Source organism: Pseudomonas sp. FP2196 (assembly GCF_030687715.1).
GTDB lineage: Bacteria > Pseudomonadota > Gammaproteobacteria > Pseudomonadales > Pseudomonadaceae > Aquipseudomonas.
The window spans coordinates 3,604,954-3,621,900 of record NZ_CP117445.1; the positions used below are offsets into that span (position 1 = coordinate 3,604,954).

The following is a 16,947-nucleotide window of genomic DNA, read 5'->3' on the forward strand; positions in this document are numbered from 1 at the left end:
GCGCCTGAGCCTGTTCATTTCCCGGTAATCAGGTCTGCTTGTACCCGCGCACTTCATCAACGCCACGGTTAGCCAACTGGTCAGCCCGCTCGTTGCCGTGATGGCCAATGTGTCCGCGCACCCACTTCCACGTGACCTTGTGGCGGTTGACCTGTTCATCCAGCTCTTTCCACAGATCAGCGTTCTTCACCGGTTCCTTCGCGGCGGTTTTCCAGCCACGCTTCTTCCAGTTGGCCATCCACTCGTTGATGCCCTTCATGACGTACTGCGAGTCGGTCACCAGCAACACTTCACATGGACGCTTCAAAGCCTCAAGGCCGCGAATGGCGCCGAGCAGTTCCATGCGGTTGTTGGTTGTGTTGGCTTCGCCGCCCCACAACTCCTTCTCAACGCCCTTGCACACCAGCAAAGCACCCCAGCCGCCCGGGCCGGGGTTGCCCTTGCAGGCGCCATCGGTGAACAGTTCTACGTTATCGACGCTTTCGCTCATGCCAATCTATCCAGAAAAAATACGTGCCTCGCCAATCGCGGATTGACGATGACCGCGGCCGGAGCAGGTCCGGCCACTATAAAAAAGAAGGTTTACGGTTCGATGCGGCGACGGTTGACCTTGGCCATCGGCAGCGGAATCAGCTTGCCCATCGGCTCGCGACGCTCCTGACGCAGGGGCCGCAGCCCGACCACAATCTTGCGCGCCACCAATAAATAGAAGCCGCCGCCCGACAGTTGCCAGTCACCGGCCTTGCGTTCCCAGCCAGCCAGCCGGGCCTGCCACTTGGGCGACGCGAGCGGCGGACGATAGCACCCGAAGCGGCGTTTCTCCAGCGCAAACCCCAGCAGATTGAGCCAGTCGGCAACCCGCGACGGCGAAATGCAACGCGCCTGGCGCAAGGCGTCATGGGCGAATACATGACGCAGGCCCCAAGTGCTCCAGGGATTGATGCCGATGATCAGCAAATGCCCGCCTGGACGCACGCTGCTCGCGGCTTCGCGCAACAGGCCATGGGGCGACAGGCAGAAATCCAGACCATGCTGCATGACCACTACATCGGCGGCGTGTTCGCTCAATGGCCACGCCTGCTCTTCGCAGACGATCTCGACACCCGGCAGCGGCGCACCGAGCCGCACGTTGCGCTGCACTTGCGGTGCCGAGGGCGGGGTGTCGGCCGATGGGCCGTAATGCACGAGATAGCCGCCAAAGAAGCGGCCCAACTCGTCTTCGAGCATGCGCCGTTCTTCATCCAACAGAAATTGCCCGAGCGGGCCCGACAGCCATTCACGGGCGGCGCTGATCAACGCCAGCCAGTCCGGATCAGCCTGAGCGAACGCTTTATCGGTCATGTCATTCTCCAACGCGCCAGGAACTACTAAGATGCGCCAATGTTTTCCGCTTGGCGAATTCCGACGATGATACAGATCAGTGCCCTGCCCGCGTTCACCGACAACTACATCTGGTTGTTACAGGATCACCGCACCCAACGCTGTGCCGTGGTCGATCCGGGCGATGCCGCGCCCGTACAGGCTTGGCTGGCCGCGCATCCAGGCTGGGTGCTGAGCGACATCCTGATCACCCACCATCACCATGACCACGTTGGCGGCGTCGAGCGCCTGAAGCAGGCCAGCGGCGCGACCGTTTATGGTCCGGCCAGCGAAAACATCCCGGCGCGGGATATTGCCCTCAAGGACAACGACAAGGTCAGCGTGCTCGGCTGGGACTTCGATGTCTATGCCGTGCCCGGTCACACCTTGGGACACATTGCCTATTACCACCACGGCCTGCTGTTCTGCGGCGACACGCTGTTTGCCGCCGGGTGCGGCCGGTTGTTCGAAGGCACCCCGGAGCAGATGCATCACTCGCTCGGCCGTCTCGCCGCCTTGCCAGAAGATACGCTGGTCTACTGCACCCATGAATACACCCTGAGCAATCTGAAGTTTGCCGCAGCGGTCGAGCCGGGCAACCCGGACATTGCCGCCCGTCTGGAAAAAGTCACCCAACAACGGCAAAACGGTGTCATGACCCTGCCCTCCACCCTGGCCCTGGAAAAGCTTACAAATCCGTTTTTGCGCACCACTGAAACATTAGTTACACAAAAAGTGGACGAACGGGCGGGCGCTCAAAACCGGGCGCCGAGTGAGGTTTTTGCGGCCCTGCGGGCATGGAAAGATAAGTTCTAAGTGCCCCGCCGCTTGGTACAAAAATTCTGAATGGTTGACCGCAGGGGGTGCGCTTTCTAGAATCGCCCGACATTTTTGCCCGGAACTTACTTCCAGCCAATGTCGTCATTCATACGTAAGTCCGTCAATTCAGACGCATTGACCCGCCTGGCGCAAGCCATCGCGGTGGCTGTGTCCGCCACGCTGGCGGGCTGTTCCAGCCACGCTCCGCAGACTGAAGCGACACATACGCCAAACATTGCTGCGCGAGCCAAGCAGAAGCCGATCTGGCTGACCGAGAAGCCCAGCCCACAGGTTCCCCAGGACATCTGGGAACGCATGCGCCAGGGCTTCCAGTTGCAGGAAGGCCTCGGTGTAAACCCGCGCATCGAGCAACAGCGCCTGTGGTTCGCCAGTAATCCCTCTTTTCTCGAGAATGCCGGTGAACGCGGCAGCCTCTACATTCATTACATCGTCGAACGCCTCGAAGAACGCAACATGCCGCTGGAACTGGCCCTGCTGCCAGTGATTGAAAGCGCCTACAACCCAATGGCCTACTCCCGGGCCGATGCGGTGGGTCTCTGGCAATTCATCCCTTCCACGGGGCGTTACTTCAACTTGCGTCAGACCCGCTTCTACGACGGCCGTCGCGACATCACCGCCTCGACCACCGCGGCGATGGATTACCTGACCCGTCTGCATGACATGTTCAACGGCGACTGGCTGCTGGCGCTGGCGGCTTACAACGCCGGTGAAGGCACGGTCAGCCGCGCCATCGAGCGCAACGAGAAGCTCGGTCTGCCGACCGACTACTGGAACCTGCCGCTGCCGGCGGAAACCCAGGCGTACGTGCCGAAACTGCTGGCCCTGTCGCAAGTGGTGCTGGCGCCGGAAGCCTACGGTGTGAACCTCAACCCTATCGCCAACGAGCCGTACTTCCAGGTCGTCGAAATCAACCAGCGCATGGACCTGTCCAAAGTCGCTGCCGTTGCCAACATCGATGAAGACGAACTGTTCCAGCTCAATCCGGCCTTCAAGCAGCGCACCACCATCGACGGTCCTCAGCATTTGCTGGTGCCGACGTCCAAGGCGCAACTGCTGACCGCCAGCCTGCAGACCATGCGGCCTGACGAACTGATCAGCCCGCGCTCACTGAAACCGGTGTTCGACGGTGCCGACCCGACAGAAGTGGCGAAACTCAAGCGCGCTTACCGCGTCAAGCGTGGCGACAATCTCGGCTCAATCGCCAAGGCCAACAAGGTCGAAGTGAAAGACCTGCAACGCTGGAACAAGCTGACCGGCAAGAACCTGAAGGTCGGTCAGACCCTGGTGATGCAGGACACCACCAAGCGTGCTCCGGCTCGCAAGTCCGGCCGGGTCAATACGGTGATTGCGGCCAACACCAAGAGCAAAGGCAAGGACGACAGCGCGCAGCAGACTCAGTACAAGGTCAAACGCGGCGATACGTTGTACGTCGTGGCCAAGCGTTTCAACGTTGAGATGCAGCATCTCAAGCGCTGGAATCCGGGTGCGGGTAAAGCGTTGAAGCCGGGGCAGATGCTCACGGTTTACCAGCCGCACTGACAAAAGAGCCCCTGAATTCAGGGGCTCTTTTTTGGATGGAGGTTTTGTAGTGTTCTCAAGATCCATCCCCCTCACCCCAGCTCTGCTCCCGAAGGGAGTGGGGGCCGAGCGGAGTGTCTTGTGCCTTGCATCGAGATGAAAGATCCCGTCGATTACGGATTCAGCAACGCAATTTCAGGTCGGCGCACCTCTACAACATCCCCCATTCAGTCCCCTCTCCCCCTGGGAGAGGGTTAGGGTGAGGGGCTCTTCGCGCAAACGATTAACCCCGCATTAACCCACATCTTTTTCCTGTCCAGACAAGCTGTTACTGTACGGCCCACAAAGCCCAAGCCGCCTGGATCGGATCTGACTTGAAGCGTCCCCTCCTCCTGTTCCTGATCAGCCTGGCCTTGAGCTCACCCGCAAGCGCGACGATTACCGAAAGTCACGGTTATGCGCAGTTCGGCACGCTCAAGTACCCGGCCAGATTTACCCATTTCGACTGGGTCAACCCGCAAGCGCCCAAGGGCGGTACGTTGCGGGTGATGGCGTTTGGCACCTTCGATACGGTCAATCCGTACACGTTCAAGGGCAGCAGCCCTGTATCCACCGGGAATTTTCTTCAGTACGGCATCAACGAACTGAACGAGCCGCTAATGGTCGGCACCGGCCAGTACTCGCCGTCCGGCGATGAACCGGCCTCCAGTTACGGCTTGATCGCGCAATCGGTGGAGTACAGCGAAGATCGCAGCTGGGTGGTGTTCAATCTGCGCCCTGAAGCACACTTTCACGATGGTACGCCGATCACCGCCTACGACGTGGCGTTCTCCTATCGCCTGCTGCTCAAGGAAGGCCACCCGCTATACCGCACGGCGCTACAGGAAGTGCTGCGGGTCGACATTCTCAACAAACAGCGCATCCGCTTCGTGCTCAAGCGCTCCGGCAATCCTCTGTTGATCCTGCGCCTCGGTGAACTGCCGGTGCTGGCGCAGCACTATTGGAAGGATCGCGACTTCAAGGCCACGACCTTCGAGCCGCCGCTGGGCAGTGGGCCGTATCGCATTACCTCGGTGACGCCGGGTCGTCAGTTGATTTTCGAACGGGTCAAGGACTACTGGGGCAAGGACTTGCCGGTCAATCGCGGCAAGTACAACTTCGATCGCATGGAGGTCGAGTTCTACCGCGACAGCGACGTGGCGTTCGAAGCGTTCAAGGCCGGTGAGTTCGACATCTACATTGAGCATCAGGCCAAGAATTGGGCCAACGGCTACAACTTCCCGGCCGTGCGCCGTGGCGAGGTGATCAAAGCGCAGATCCCGCATCAGATTCCGACCCAGAGTCAGGGCCTGTTCATGAACACCCGGCGCGCAACCTTCGCCGACGTCAAAACCCGCGAAGCCCTGGGCCTGATGTTCGATTTCGAGTGGACCAATCGCGCGCTGTTCAGCGACGCCTACAAACGCACCACCAGTTACTACCCCAACAGCGAATTCAGCGCCAGCGGCGTACCGGTTGGACATGAATGGCTGATGCTCAAGCCGTACAAGGATCAATTGCCGGCCAAACTGTTCACCGAACCGTTCACGTTGGCGCAGACCGACGGGCGCGGTATCCCGCGGGAAACCATGCGCAATGCCCTGGCGCTGCTGGCAGAGGCTGGCTGGAAGCTCAACGGTCAGCGCCTGCGCAACGCCGCCGGCCAGCCACTGAGTTTCGAACTGCTGCTGGTCAACCCGAACCTGGAACGCATCCTTCAGCCGTATATCGAGAACCTCAAGAGTATCGGCATCGACGCCCGCCTGCGCACGGTAGACCGCGCACAGTACAAACAACGTCTGGACCAGTTCGATTTCGACATGATCCTGATGACGCTCAACCAGACACTCAGCCCCGGCCTTGAACAATGGCAGTACTTCCATTCCAGTCAGGTCGGGGTCAAGGGCAGCAAGAATTACGCAGGCATCGCCAACCCGGTGGTCGATCACCTGCTTGAACAATTGCTCGCCGCGCAAACCCGCGATGAGCAGGTCGCCGCCGGCAAGGCACTCGACCGCGTGCTGCTCTGGCAGCACTACATCATTCCCAACTGGTACATCAATTATCACCGTCTGGCCTACCGCAACCGGTTGGCCTTCGTCACCACGCCGCCCTACACCCTGGGCCTGAGTGCGTGGTGGCTGAAGTCTTCGGAGAAAGATCAATGAAGCCTATCCGCGCCCTGCTCGTGCAGGCCAGCGGCATGCTGTTCGCCGGGCTGGCCTTGGCCGCCCCGCAACACGCCGTGACCCTGTACAACGAGCCGCCGAAATACCCGGCCGATTTCAAGCATTTCGATTACGTGAACCCCGACGCGCCCAAGGGCGGGATCTTTCGCCAGGCCGGGTTCGGAGGGTTCGACAGCCTCAACCCGTTTATCAGCAAAGGCGTACCGGCCGATGACATCGGACAAATCTACGACACCCTGACCAAGCACAGCCTCGACGAGCCCTTCACCGAGTACGGCTTGATCGCCGGCAAGATCGAAAAGGCCCCGGACAACAGCTGGGTACGGTTTTACCTGCGACCCGAAGCACGCTTCAACGATGGTCACCCGGTGCGCGCCGACGATGTGGTGTTCAGCTTCCAGACTCTGACCAAGGAAGGCTCGCCGCTGTTTCGCGGCTACTACAACGATGTCGCCGAAGTTGTCGCTGAAGATCCGCTCAAAGTACTGTTCAAGTTCAAGCACACCAACAACCGCGAACTGCCGCTGATCCTGGGTCAACTGCCAGTGCTGCCAAAACACTGGTGGGCCGATCGCGACTTCAGCAAGGGCAATCTGGAAATTCCGCTGGGCAGCGGCCCGTACAAAGTCACCGAAGTGAAGGCTGGCCGCTCGGTGCGCTACGAGCGAGTCAAGGACTACTGGGGCAAGGATCTGCCGGTCAATCGCGGGTTCTACAACTTCGACACGATGACCACCGATTACTACCGTGACAACACTGTCGCGCTGGAAGCGCTGAAAGCCGGACAGTTCGACTATTGGCTGGAAATGACCGCCAAGAACTGGGCCAACGCCTACAACGTCCCGGCGGTGACTGAAGGTCGCCTGATCAAGGAGTTGATCCCCAACAGCAACCCGACTGGCATGCAGGGTTTTGTCTTCAACTTGCGCCGTGCGGTGTTCCAGGATGTCCGGGTACGTCAGGCGCTGGGCCTGCTGTTCGATTTCGAATGGACCAACAAGCAGTTGTTCAACGGCGCGTATACACGCACGCGCAGCTATTTCGAGAACTCGGAAATGGCCGCCACCGGATTGCCCGACGCTGACCAGGTGGCGATCCTCGACCCGTTCCGCAGCAAACTGCCAGCGCAGGTATTCAGCGAAGCCTTCGAGAACCCGAAGACCGACGCCAGCGGCATGATCCGTACCCAACAACGTGAGGCCTACCAACTGCTGCAAGAGGCTGGCTGGAAGATCGTCGATGACAAAATGGTCGACGCCACCGGCAAACCGGTGGTCATTGAGTTCTTGCTGGCGCAGACCGATTTTGAACGCGTGCTGTTGCCGCTCAAGCGCAACCTCAGCGACCTTGGCATCGAACTGGTGATCCGCCGCGTCGACGTCTCGCAGTACATCAACCGCGTGCGTTCGCGAGATTTCGACATGATGGTCGGCAGCTTTGCGCAGTCCAACTCGCCGGGTAACGAGCAGCGCGAATACTGGATGAGCGCCGCCGCCGACAAACCGAGCAGTCGCAACACCATGGGGCTGAAGGATCCGATCGTCGATCAACTGGTCGAGAACCTGATCAACGCCGATTCGCGCAAAAGCCTGGTGGCCCACGCCCGAGCGCTGGATCGCGTGTTGCAGTGGGGCTATTACGTGATCCCCAACTGGCACATCAAGACCTGGCGTGTGGCGTACTGGAATCACATCGGCCATCCGAAAGTTTCGCCCAAGTACGACATCGGCACGAGCACCTGGTGGGTCAAGCCCGATGCCAAACCGGCAATAGAAGTCGAAACCAAACTGCAAGCCGACCCTGCGGGCACGGAGTAATCAGATGCTGGCGTATATATTTCGGCGACTGCTGCTGATCATCCCGACCCTGTTCGGCATTCTGCTGATCAACTTCGTGATCATCCAGGCTGCGCCCGGTGGCCCGGTAGAGCAGATGATCGCCAAGCTGGAAGGCTTCGAAGGCGCCACCAGTCGCATCGCTGGCGGCGGTGCCGAAGTCTCGGTGGCCGGTTCCTCTTATCGCGGCGCACAGGGGCTGGATCCGGCGCTGATCAAGGAAATCGAGCACATGTACGGGTTCGATAAATCGGCCCCGGAACGTCTGTGGATCATGGTCAAGAACTACGCCTCGCTGGACTTCGGCGACAGTTTTTTCCGCGACGCCAAGGTCATCGACCTGATCAAGGAAAAAATGCCGGTGTCGATCTCGCTGGGGCTGTGGAGCACACTGATCATGTACCTGGTGTCAATCCCGCTGGGGATCGCCAAGGCCACGCGACACGGCAGCCATTTCGACGTCTGGACCAGTTCGGCGATCATTGTCGGCTATGCGATCCCGGCGTTTCTCTTTGCGATTCTGCTGATCGTGGTGTTTGCCGGCGGCAGTTATCTGGACTGGTTTCCGCTCAGGGGCCTGACCTCGAACAACTTTGATGAGCTGAGCCTCGGCGGCAAGATCCTCGATTACTTCTGGCACTTGGCACTGCCAGTGACCGCACTGGTGATCGGTAACTTCGCGACCATGACCCTGCTGACCAAAAACAGTTTCCTCGACGAGATCAACAAACAGTACGTGGTCACCGCCAAGGCCAAGGGCCTGACCCGCCATCGCGTGCTCTATGGCCATGTGTTCCGCAACGCCATGCTGTTGGTGATTGCCGGGTTCCCATCGGCGTTCATAGGCATCTTCTTCACCGGCTCGTTACTGGTGGAGGTGATCTTCTCCCTCGACGGCCTGGGCCTGATGAGTTTCGAAGCGGCGATCAACCGCGATTACCCGGTGGTGTTCGGCACCCTGTTCATCTTCACCCTGCTGGGGCTGGTGGTGAAACTGATCGGCGACCTCACCTACACCCTGGTCGATCCGCGCATCGACTTCGAAAGCCGGGAGCATTGAGATGAACCTGTCCCCTCTCAACCGCCGCCGCTTCGAACTGTTCAAGGCCAACAAGCGCGGCTGGTGGTCGCTGTGGCTGTTTCTGATCCTGTTCGGCCTGAGCCTGGGCGCCGAGCTGATCGCCAACGACAAGCCGCTGGTGGTGCATTACGACAACAACTGGTACTTCCCGGCGGTCAAACGCTACCCGGAAACCACCTTCGGCGGCGAATTCCCGCTGGAAGCCAACTACAAGAGCCCGTACATCCGCGAACTGCTCAAGGCCAAGGATGCGTGGGTGTTGTGGGCGCCGATCCCCTACAGCTATCAAAGCATCAACTACGACCTGAAAGTCCCGGCCCCTGCCCCGCCCTCGGCGGACAACTTGCTGGGCACTGACGATCAGGGCCGCGATGTGCTGGCACGGGTGATTTACGGCTTCCGCATTTCGGTGCTGTTTGCCCTGACGCTGACCGTGTTGAGCTCGATCATCGGCGTGATTGCCGGCGCCTTGCAGGGTTTCTACGGCGGCTGGGTCGATCTGGCCGGCCAGCGCTTTCTGGAGATCTGGTCGGGCTTGCCGGTGCTTTATCTGCTGATCATTCTCGCTAGTTTCGTGCAGCCCAATTTCTGGTGGCTGCTGGGGATCATGCTGCTGTTTTCGTGGATGAGCCTGGTGGATGTGGTGCGCGCCGAGTTCCTGCGTGGCCGCAACCTCGAATACGTGCGCGCGGCGCGGGCGCTGGGCATGCAGAATGGCGCAATCATGTTCCGCCACATCCTGCCCAATGCCATGGTCTCGACCATGACGTTCATGCCATTCATCCTCACCGGCGCCATCGGCACCCTCACCGCTTTGGACTTCCTCGGCTTCGGCTTGCCGGCCGGCAGTCCGTCGCTGGGCGAGCTGGTCGCGCAGGGCAAATCCAACCTGCAAGCCCCATGGCTGGGCATGAGCGCGTTCGCTGTGCTCGCGCTGATGTTGAGTTTGCTGGTGTTTATCGGCGAGTCCGCTCGCGATGCCTTCGACCCGAGGAAGTGAAATGAATCAGGACAATCTGATCGAAGTGCGCGACCTCGCCGTCGAATTCGGCTTTGGCGAGCGCATACACCGGGTGGTCGAGGGCGTCAGCTTCGATATCAAGCGCGGCGAGACCCTGGCCTTGGTCGGTGAATCCGGATCGGGCAAATCGGTGACGGCGCACTCGATCCTGCGCCTGCTGCCCTACCCGATGGCCCGCCATCCGGCCGGCAGCATCAACTATTCCGGGCAGAACTTGCTGGGTCTGAGCGAAAAGACCATCCGCCACATCCGTGGCAACCGTATCGCGATGATTTTTCAGGAGCCGATGACCTCGCTCAATCCGCTGCACTCGATCGAGAAGCAGATCAACGAGGTGTTGGGCATCCACAAGGGCCTGACCGGTAAAGTCGCGACCAGACGCACGCTCGAATTGCTGGAGATGGTCGGCATCCCGGAGCCGCACAAGCGACTCAAGGCCCTGCCCCATGAACTGTCCGGCGGCCAGCGCCAGCGCGTGATGATCGCCATGGCCCTGGCCAACGAGCCGGAACTGCTGATCGCCGACGAACCGACGACCGCACTGGACGTGACCGTTCAGCTGAAAATCCTCGATTTACTCAAGGAACTTCAGGCTCGATTGGGCATGTCGCTGCTACTGATCAGTCACGATTTGAACCTGGTGCGAAGAATTGCGCATCGCGTATGTGTCATGCAGCGCGGATGCATCGTCGAACAGGCATCGTGCGAAGAGCTGTTCCGTTCGCCGCAGCATCCGTACACTCGGGAATTGCTCGGTGCGGAACCCAGCGGCGGCCCGGCGACCAATAAAATCGGGGCGCCACTGCTTGAGGTCGAGGACCTGAAAGTCTGGTTCCCGATCAAGAAAGGCCTGCTCAAGCGCACGGTGGATCACGTCAAGGCAGTGGACGGCATCAATTTCAGCCTGCCTCAGGGTCAGACCCTGGGGATCGTGGGGGAAAGCGGTTCCGGCAAATCCACGCTGGGTCTGGCAATTTTGCGGCTGATCGGCAGCAAAGGCGCCATTCGCTTTGAAGGCAAGCAGCTAGACTGCCTGACGCAGAACGAGGTTCGCCCGTTGCGTCGGGAGATGCAGGTGGTGTTTCAGGACCCGTTTGGCAGCCTGAGCCCGCGGATGTGCGTGAGCGACATCGTTGGCGAAGGCCTGCGGATTCACAAGATGGGCACCGCCGCCGAGCAGGAAGCGGCGATTATTGCGGCATTGAAGGAGGTAGGTCTGGATCCGGAAACCCGGCACCGCTACCCCCACGAATTTTCCGGTGGGCAACGGCAACGAATCGCCATTGCCCGGGCTTTGGTGCTCAAACCGGCGCTGATCCTGCTGGACGAGCCGACTTCGGCGCTCGACCGGACAGTGCAGCGGCAAGTGGTGGAGTTGTTGCGTTCACTGCAAGCCAAGTACAACCTGACGTATTTGTTTATCAGCCATGACCTGGCTGTTGTTAAAGCGCTGAGCCACCAGTTGATGGTGGTCAAGCATGGCCAAGTGGTCGAACAGGGAGACGCGCAAAGTATCTTTGCCGCCCCCCAACATCCGTATACACAGCAGTTGCTGGAAGCCGCTTTTTTGGCACCAGCCACTGCGCAATAACCTGAAAGAGGAGCAACACATGGGTTTTCTCGCCGGTAAGCGCGTACTGATCGTCGGTGTCGCCAGCAAGCTGTCCATCGCATCCGGCATCGCTGCCGCCATGCATCGCGAGGGCGCTGAGCTTGCCTTCACTTATCAGAACGACAAACTCAAAGGTCGTGTTGAAGAATTCGCCCAAGGCTGGGGTTCGAGCCCTGAGCTGTGCTTCCCGTGCGACGTGGCCAGCGATGAAGAAATCGCCAAGGTCTTCGAAGCACTGAGCAAGAAGTGGGACGGCCTGGACTGCATCGTCCACTCCGTCGGCTTCGCCCCGGGCGACCAACTGGACGGCGACTTCACCGAAGCCACCACCCGTGACGGTTTCCGCATCGCTCACGACATCAGCGCCTACAGCTTCGTGGCCCTGGCCAAAGCTGGCCGCGAAATGATGAAAGGCCGCAACGGCAGCCTGCTGACCCTGTCGTACCTGGGCGCCGAGCGCACCATGCCGAACTACAACGTAATGGGCATGGCCAAGGCTTCGCTGGAAGCTGGCGTACGTTACCTGGCCGGCTCCCTGGGCCCGGACGGCACCCGCGTCAACTGCGTATCGGCTGGCCCGATCCGTACCCTGGCAGCTTCGGGCATCAAGAACTTCCGCAAGATGCTGGCCGCCAACGAAGCGCAAACCCCGCTGCGTCGCAACGTCACCATCGACGAAGTCGGCAACGCCGGCGCCTTCCTGTGCTCCGACCTGGCGTCGGGCATCAGCGGTGAAATCATGTACGTGGACGGCGGCTTCAACACCACCGCCATGGGCAACATCGAAGAGTGATCTTCGCTTAGCCAATAAAAAACCCGCCTCTTCTGGCGGGTTTTTTATGCCTGCAACACTGTCCCCTGTGGAAGTGAGCTTGCTCACGATAGCGCTGGGTCAGGCAATGAAGATGTTGAATGGATCGCCCCCATCGCTGGCAAGCCAGCTCCCACAAGGTTGTGCGGTGAACGGCAAAATTGAGTACAGCCACGATACCTGTGGGAGCTGGCTTGCCAGCGATAAGGCCTGAATCAACTGCGCTTAATTGCCTGCTTATGCTCATACATCGCCCCATCCGCATCTGCCAGCAATTGATCCACCGTGTCGTGCCGTTTCGGGTCGTATTCGATCTGGCCAACGCTGAAGCGGATGGCATAGCCCCTGTGCAGCGTGGCGTTGCGCTCTTCAAGAATCTCCTTGAGCCGCGCCATGATTGCCGTGGTTTCGACATGGCTCGAACCGGTCAGCAGCGCGACAAATTCATCGCCGCCCAGGCGCCCGACCACATCGCTCTCGCGAAAGGCAATGCGCAGCACATCGGCGAAGGTCTTGAGCGCACTGTCACCCTCTGCATGGCCGTAAAGATCGTTGATCTGTTTGAAATCGTTGAGGTCGAAAAACAGCAGCGTCGCCGGGCGGTTCAGCCGCGCGCAGGCGTCCAGTGCATGCTGGGCCAATTGCTTGAAACCACGACGGTTGGACAGCAGCGTCAGCTCGTCCATGCTCGCCATCTGCACGGCCGTCAGCTCTTGCTCGGCCATCTCTGCCAGATCACGCAGCAGCGCGCGTTCTTCGTCATCGAGTTCGCGGGGTTTGGTGTCGATCAGGCACAGCGTGCCCATTTTGTTGCCAGTAGGCACGGTCAGTGGATAGCCGGCATAGAAGCGAATGTGCGGCTCGCCGGTCACGAGCGGATTGTCGTGAAAGCGCTCGTCCTGGCGGGCATCAGGCACCAGTAACAAGTCATTCTTGAGAATGGCATGGCCGCAGAACGACACGTCCCGCGAGGTTTCCGTGACATTCAGCCCGACACAGGACTTGAACCACTGACGATCCTTGTCCACCAGCGTCACCAAGGCGATCGGCACATTGAACAGACGCTTGGCCAGTCGCGTGAGTCGGTCAAAACGCTCTTCGGGAGCCGAGTCGAGAAGGTCAAGGCCGTGCAGCACTTGAATTCGCGCGGCTTCATTGGCAGGTTTTCCGGGAACCAGCATCACACACTCCATCGAAGTCAGTGGCTTCTAGAGTAGCCTGATTCGCCGCCCGGTCACACCGTCAACTCCCGGCCACCGGACACGGCCCGCCAGCATCCGCCCAAAGCTTGAACTGGTTCACGAATATGTCGTGCGGCACCGGCACCGGCGCCCGTCCTGTTCCGGGATTCCAGCCCCAGAGCACCAGTTTGTCCTCGCTGACGTGTTTGATCAGCGCGGCAAAATCGCGGTCACCGTTGCTGGAGCGGTCCTTGATCATCGCGCAGAGCTTGTCTGCCGGCAGGCCGATCCAGGCCATTTTGTGCGCGGCCGGTGGCAGGCTCCAGTGCGGTGCGCCCGGTGGCGCATGGGGGCCGTAACTGGCCGGTGGATTGCTTTCAGCGTGACACGTTGCGCACGGCAAACCGGCGGCGCCCTTGCCGTCCATGCCGCGCACCACGTTCATCGCATGGGGCGTGCCGGCATCAAACTGCAACGGCGAATCTCCGGGAATGTGGCAGTTCTGGCAACGCGGACTCTGGAACACTTTCTGAATGGTGCCGAACGCCTTCAAGGCTTCCTGATCCTCGGCAAACAAGTCCGAGGCGTAGCCGCCCAGCCCCACCAGCACCACCGCACCCAACAGCAGATGTCGTTTCATCTCACACCCCCGACAGTTGCAGCGGCAGCTCGCGCAGGCGCTGCCCGGTCAGGGCAAACACCGCGTTGGCCACGGCTGGCGCGGTAGGTGGCACGCCGGGCTCGCCGATGCCACCGGGTTTCTCGCTACTGGGGACGATATGCACTTGGACCACCGGCATTTCGTTGAGCCGCAGTACCTGGTAATCGTGGTAGTTGGACTGCACTACACCGCCGTTCTTCACGGTGAGCTTGCTGTGCAGCGCCATGCTCAAGCCAAAGGTGATGCACGATTCCATCTGCGCGGCGATGCTCTGCGGATTCACCGCAATCCCGCAATCCACCGCGCAGACCACGCGATGCACGCGAATCGCCAGATTGTCCTGCGACACCTCGGCGACCTGCGCCACATAGCTGCCGAACGATTCGTGCACCGCCACGCCGAGGGCATGGCCGTCCGGCAGCGGCGCACCCCAGTTGGCCTTTTCCACCGCCAGATTGAGCACACCGAGGTGGCGCGGGTGCGCCTTGAGCAGCGTTCGCCGGTACTCAACCGGATCCTTGCCCGCCGCTGTCGCCAGTTCATCAATCAGCGATTCCATGACGAAACCCGTGTGAGTGTGACCGACCGAACGTAACCACAGCACATTAATGCCGGTTTTCGGCGAATGCAGGTCGACCTGATGATGCGCCAGATCCTTGATGTAGGGACTGTCGGCCACGCCCTCGACCGAAGTCACATCGATGCCGTTCTTGACCATTGTCGCCTCAAGCATCGTCCCGGCCATGATCGACTGCCCCACCAGCACATGCTGCCAGCTCATCGGCAGGCCATCGGCGCCCAGGCCGACCCGGGCCTGATGCAGGTACATCGAGCGGTAATAGCCGCCGCGAATATCGTCTTCCCGTGCCCACACGGTTTTCACCGGCATGGCGGCAGCTTTCGCCACCTCCACCGCTTCGGCGACGAAGTCCGAGGTTGGATTGGCCCGCCGGCCGAAACCACCACCGAGGAATTCGGTATGAATTTCGACCTGCTCGGGCTTGAGCCCGGTGATTTTGCTGGCGACCATTTGATCCAGCGTCTGAAATTGCGTGCCGGTCCAGATCTCGCATTTGTCGGCGCTGATTTTCACCGTGCAATTGAGCGGTTCCATCGGCGCATGAGCCAGATAAGGCACGCTGTACTCGACGTCGATTTTCTTCGCGGCTTTGCCGAAATGGGTGTTCGCGTCCCCAGCCTGGGTGGCGGAAGTGCCCGGCGTCGTCGCCAGTTTGCGGAAACTCTCCAGCAGTTTTTCACTGCTCATGTCGGCGAGCGGTCCCAAGTCCCAATCGACCTTCAGTGCATCGCGGCCCAGCTTCGCCGCCCAGAAATGCTCGGCCACCACCGCGACTCCGCTGGGCACTTGCAGCACCTTGTGCACGCCGGGAATCGCCAGCGCTGCGGCGCCTTCAAAGGATTTGACCGTGGCGCCGAACACCGGCGCGCGCGCGACCATCGCGGTCATCAGGCCTTCGAACTGCACATCCATGCCGAACTTGGCGCGGCCAGTGATTTTCTCCGGGGTGTCGAGGCGTTTGGTGGGTTTGCCAATGACTTTCCAGTCCTTGGCCTCTTTGAACGTGATGGATTTCGGATCCGGCACCGGCAACTGCCCCGCGGCGTCGGCCAATTCGCCATAAGTGGCGCGTTTATCACCCGCGATCACCACGCCGGACTCAGTGCGAATCGCCGAAGGCGCCACATCAAATCGCTTGGCCGCCGCTTCAACCAGCATCTGCCGCGCCGTAGCACCCGCCAACCGATAACGGTCAAACTCCATCCAGGTTGACGTCGAGCCGCCGGTGATCTGCATGCCGCCAAACGCCGGCATGCCGTAATCGGCCGCGGAGGCTGGCGAGTGTTCGACGCGGATTTTCGACCAGTCAGCGTCCAGCTCCTCGGCGATCAGCATGGTCAGGCCAGTCCAGATGCCCTGCCCCATCTCCGAATGGCCGAGCAGCACGGTGACGCTGTTGTCGGCGGCAATGCGCAAAAACGCATTGGGCGCAAACACCTTGCCTTCGTTCTCTGCCGCATAGGCAAACTTGTGGCCGCCGGGGACGACAAACGCCACCACCAACCCACCGCCCAACATGGCGCTGCCCTTGAGAAAACCCCGACGCGATACGGGACTGTTCATGGTCTATCTCCCCGTCAGGTTCAACCGATCTCGGACGCACGTTTGACCGCGGCACGAATTCTTGGGTAGGTGCCGCAGCGGCAGATATTGCCGGAGAGCGCCTGATCGATATCGCTGTCGGTGGGCTTGGGGATTTTCGCCAGCAAGGCGACGGCAGACATGATCTGCCCCGACTGGCAGTAACCGCACTGCACCACGTCGAGTTCGGCCCAGGCCTGCTGCACCGGGTGCGAGCCGTCGGTGGACAAACCTTCGATGGTAAGAATTTTTTGCCCATGGGCCACCGCGGTGGCCGGGGTGATGCAGGCACGTAATGGCGCGCCATCGACATGCACGGTACAGGCGCCGCACTGGGCCATGCCGCAGCCGAATTTGGTACCGGTCAGGTGCGCGACATCGCGCAGGACCCAGAGCAACGGCATGTCCGCGGGGACATCGAGCTCCTGATCCTTGCCATTGATATTCAAGGTCAGCATCGGGGGACTTCCTCAGACTCACGGTGTTCTGAAGGGGCGTTGCTGCGGCCATCAATGCCTGCGCACGCCTCGGCTTATCCCATTCAGCTAAGCGCAATTTGCGCGCAAGGCCAGGCGCGGCGACCGCCGGTCATGCAGATGTCGACTTTAATCCTACAGTTGATAGCGGCTCTCACCCGAG

At 60.4% G+C, this 16,947-nt stretch carries 14 protein-coding genes; 8 read left to right on the forward strand and 6 right to left on the reverse strand.

The features are described 5' to 3' along the window. Window positions 1-28: 28 nt before the first annotated feature. Window positions 29-490, reverse strand: a complete 462-nt coding sequence (gene rnhA, locus PSH79_RS15990; protein WP_305438353.1) for a ribonuclease HI — start codon at window positions 488-490, stop codon at window positions 29-31. A gap of 92 nt (window positions 491-582) precedes the next feature. Next, a complete protein-coding gene (locus PSH79_RS15995; protein WP_187678654.1) occupies window positions 583-1,341 on the reverse strand; it encodes a class I SAM-dependent methyltransferase in 759 nt (252 codons plus the stop codon). Window positions 1,342-1,407: 66 nt separating this feature from the next. Between PSH79_RS15995 and gloB the strand changes: the two genes are divergently transcribed. The 8 genes from gloB to fabI all read left to right on the forward strand — a co-directional run bounded on the left by gloB (window position 1,408) and on the right by fabI (window position 12,287). Next, window positions 1,408-2,175: a hydroxyacylglutathione hydrolase gene (gene gloB, locus PSH79_RS16000; protein ID WP_305438354.1), complete on the forward strand. Its 768-nt coding sequence runs from the start codon at window positions 1,408-1,410 to the stop codon at window positions 2,173-2,175. Between the two features lie 99 nt (window positions 2,176-2,274). Continuing rightward, the gene (locus tag PSH79_RS16005; protein ID WP_305438355.1) at window positions 2,275-3,738 is read left to right on the forward strand and encodes a transglycosylase SLT domain-containing protein; all 1,464 of its coding nucleotides are present in this window, start codon (window positions 2,275-2,277) and stop codon (window positions 3,736-3,738) included. A 353-nt stretch (window positions 3,739-4,091) separates the two neighbouring features. Further along, on the forward strand, window positions 4,092-5,924 hold the full coding sequence (locus tag PSH79_RS16010; protein WP_305438356.1) for an extracellular solute-binding protein: 1,833 nt from the start codon (window positions 4,092-4,094) through the stop codon (window positions 5,922-5,924). Next, complete coding sequence (locus tag PSH79_RS16015) at window positions 5,921-7,762, forward strand: extracellular solute-binding protein (RefSeq protein ID WP_305438357.1); 1,842 nt, start codon at window positions 5,921-5,923, stop codon at window positions 7,760-7,762. The genes PSH79_RS16010 and PSH79_RS16015 overlap by 4 nt, the downstream gene beginning before the upstream one ends. Window positions 7,763-7,766: 4 nt before the next feature. Continuing rightward, a complete protein-coding gene (locus PSH79_RS16020; protein WP_095190979.1) occupies window positions 7,767-8,840 on the forward strand; it encodes a microcin C ABC transporter permease YejB in 1,074 nt (357 codons plus the stop codon). Window position 8,841: 1 nt separating this feature from the next. Next, window positions 8,842-9,861, forward strand: coding sequence for an ABC transporter permease (locus PSH79_RS16025; RefSeq protein WP_305438360.1), 1,020 nt, complete (start codon window positions 8,842-8,844; stop codon window positions 9,859-9,861). Window position 9,862: 1 nt separating this feature from the next. Continuing rightward, window positions 9,863-11,473, forward strand: coding sequence for an ABC transporter ATP-binding protein (locus tag PSH79_RS16030; RefSeq protein WP_305438361.1), 1,611 nt, complete (start codon window positions 9,863-9,865; stop codon window positions 11,471-11,473). 19 nt (window positions 11,474-11,492) lie between these two features. After that, a complete protein-coding gene (gene fabI, locus PSH79_RS16035; protein ID WP_007910591.1) occupies window positions 11,493-12,287 on the forward strand; it encodes an enoyl-ACP reductase FabI in 795 nt (264 codons plus the stop codon). Window positions 12,288-12,520: 233 nt separating this feature from the next. Here the strand turns inward: fabI and PSH79_RS16040 are convergent, their stop codons facing one another. The 4 genes from PSH79_RS16040 to PSH79_RS16055 form a co-directional block, all read right to left on the reverse strand. Beyond that, window positions 12,521-13,486 (reverse strand): diguanylate cyclase, encoded by a 966-nt coding sequence (locus PSH79_RS16040; RefSeq protein ID WP_305438369.1) that lies wholly within the window; start codon window positions 13,484-13,486, stop codon window positions 12,521-12,523. Window positions 13,487-13,547: 61 nt separating this feature from the next. Beyond that, window positions 13,548-14,126, reverse strand: coding sequence for a hypothetical protein (locus tag PSH79_RS16045; protein WP_305438370.1), 579 nt, complete (start codon window positions 14,124-14,126; stop codon window positions 13,548-13,550). 1 nt (window position 14,127) lies between these two features. Next, window positions 14,128-16,290 (reverse strand): xanthine dehydrogenase family protein molybdopterin-binding subunit, encoded by a 2,163-nt coding sequence (locus tag PSH79_RS16050; protein ID WP_305438371.1) that lies wholly within the window; start codon window positions 16,288-16,290, stop codon window positions 14,128-14,130. Window positions 16,291-16,310: 20 nt separating this feature from the next. Beyond that, a complete protein-coding gene (locus PSH79_RS16055; RefSeq protein ID WP_305438372.1) occupies window positions 16,311-16,766 on the reverse strand; it encodes a (2Fe-2S)-binding protein in 456 nt (151 codons plus the stop codon). Between the last annotated feature and the right edge of the window lie 181 nt (window positions 16,767-16,947).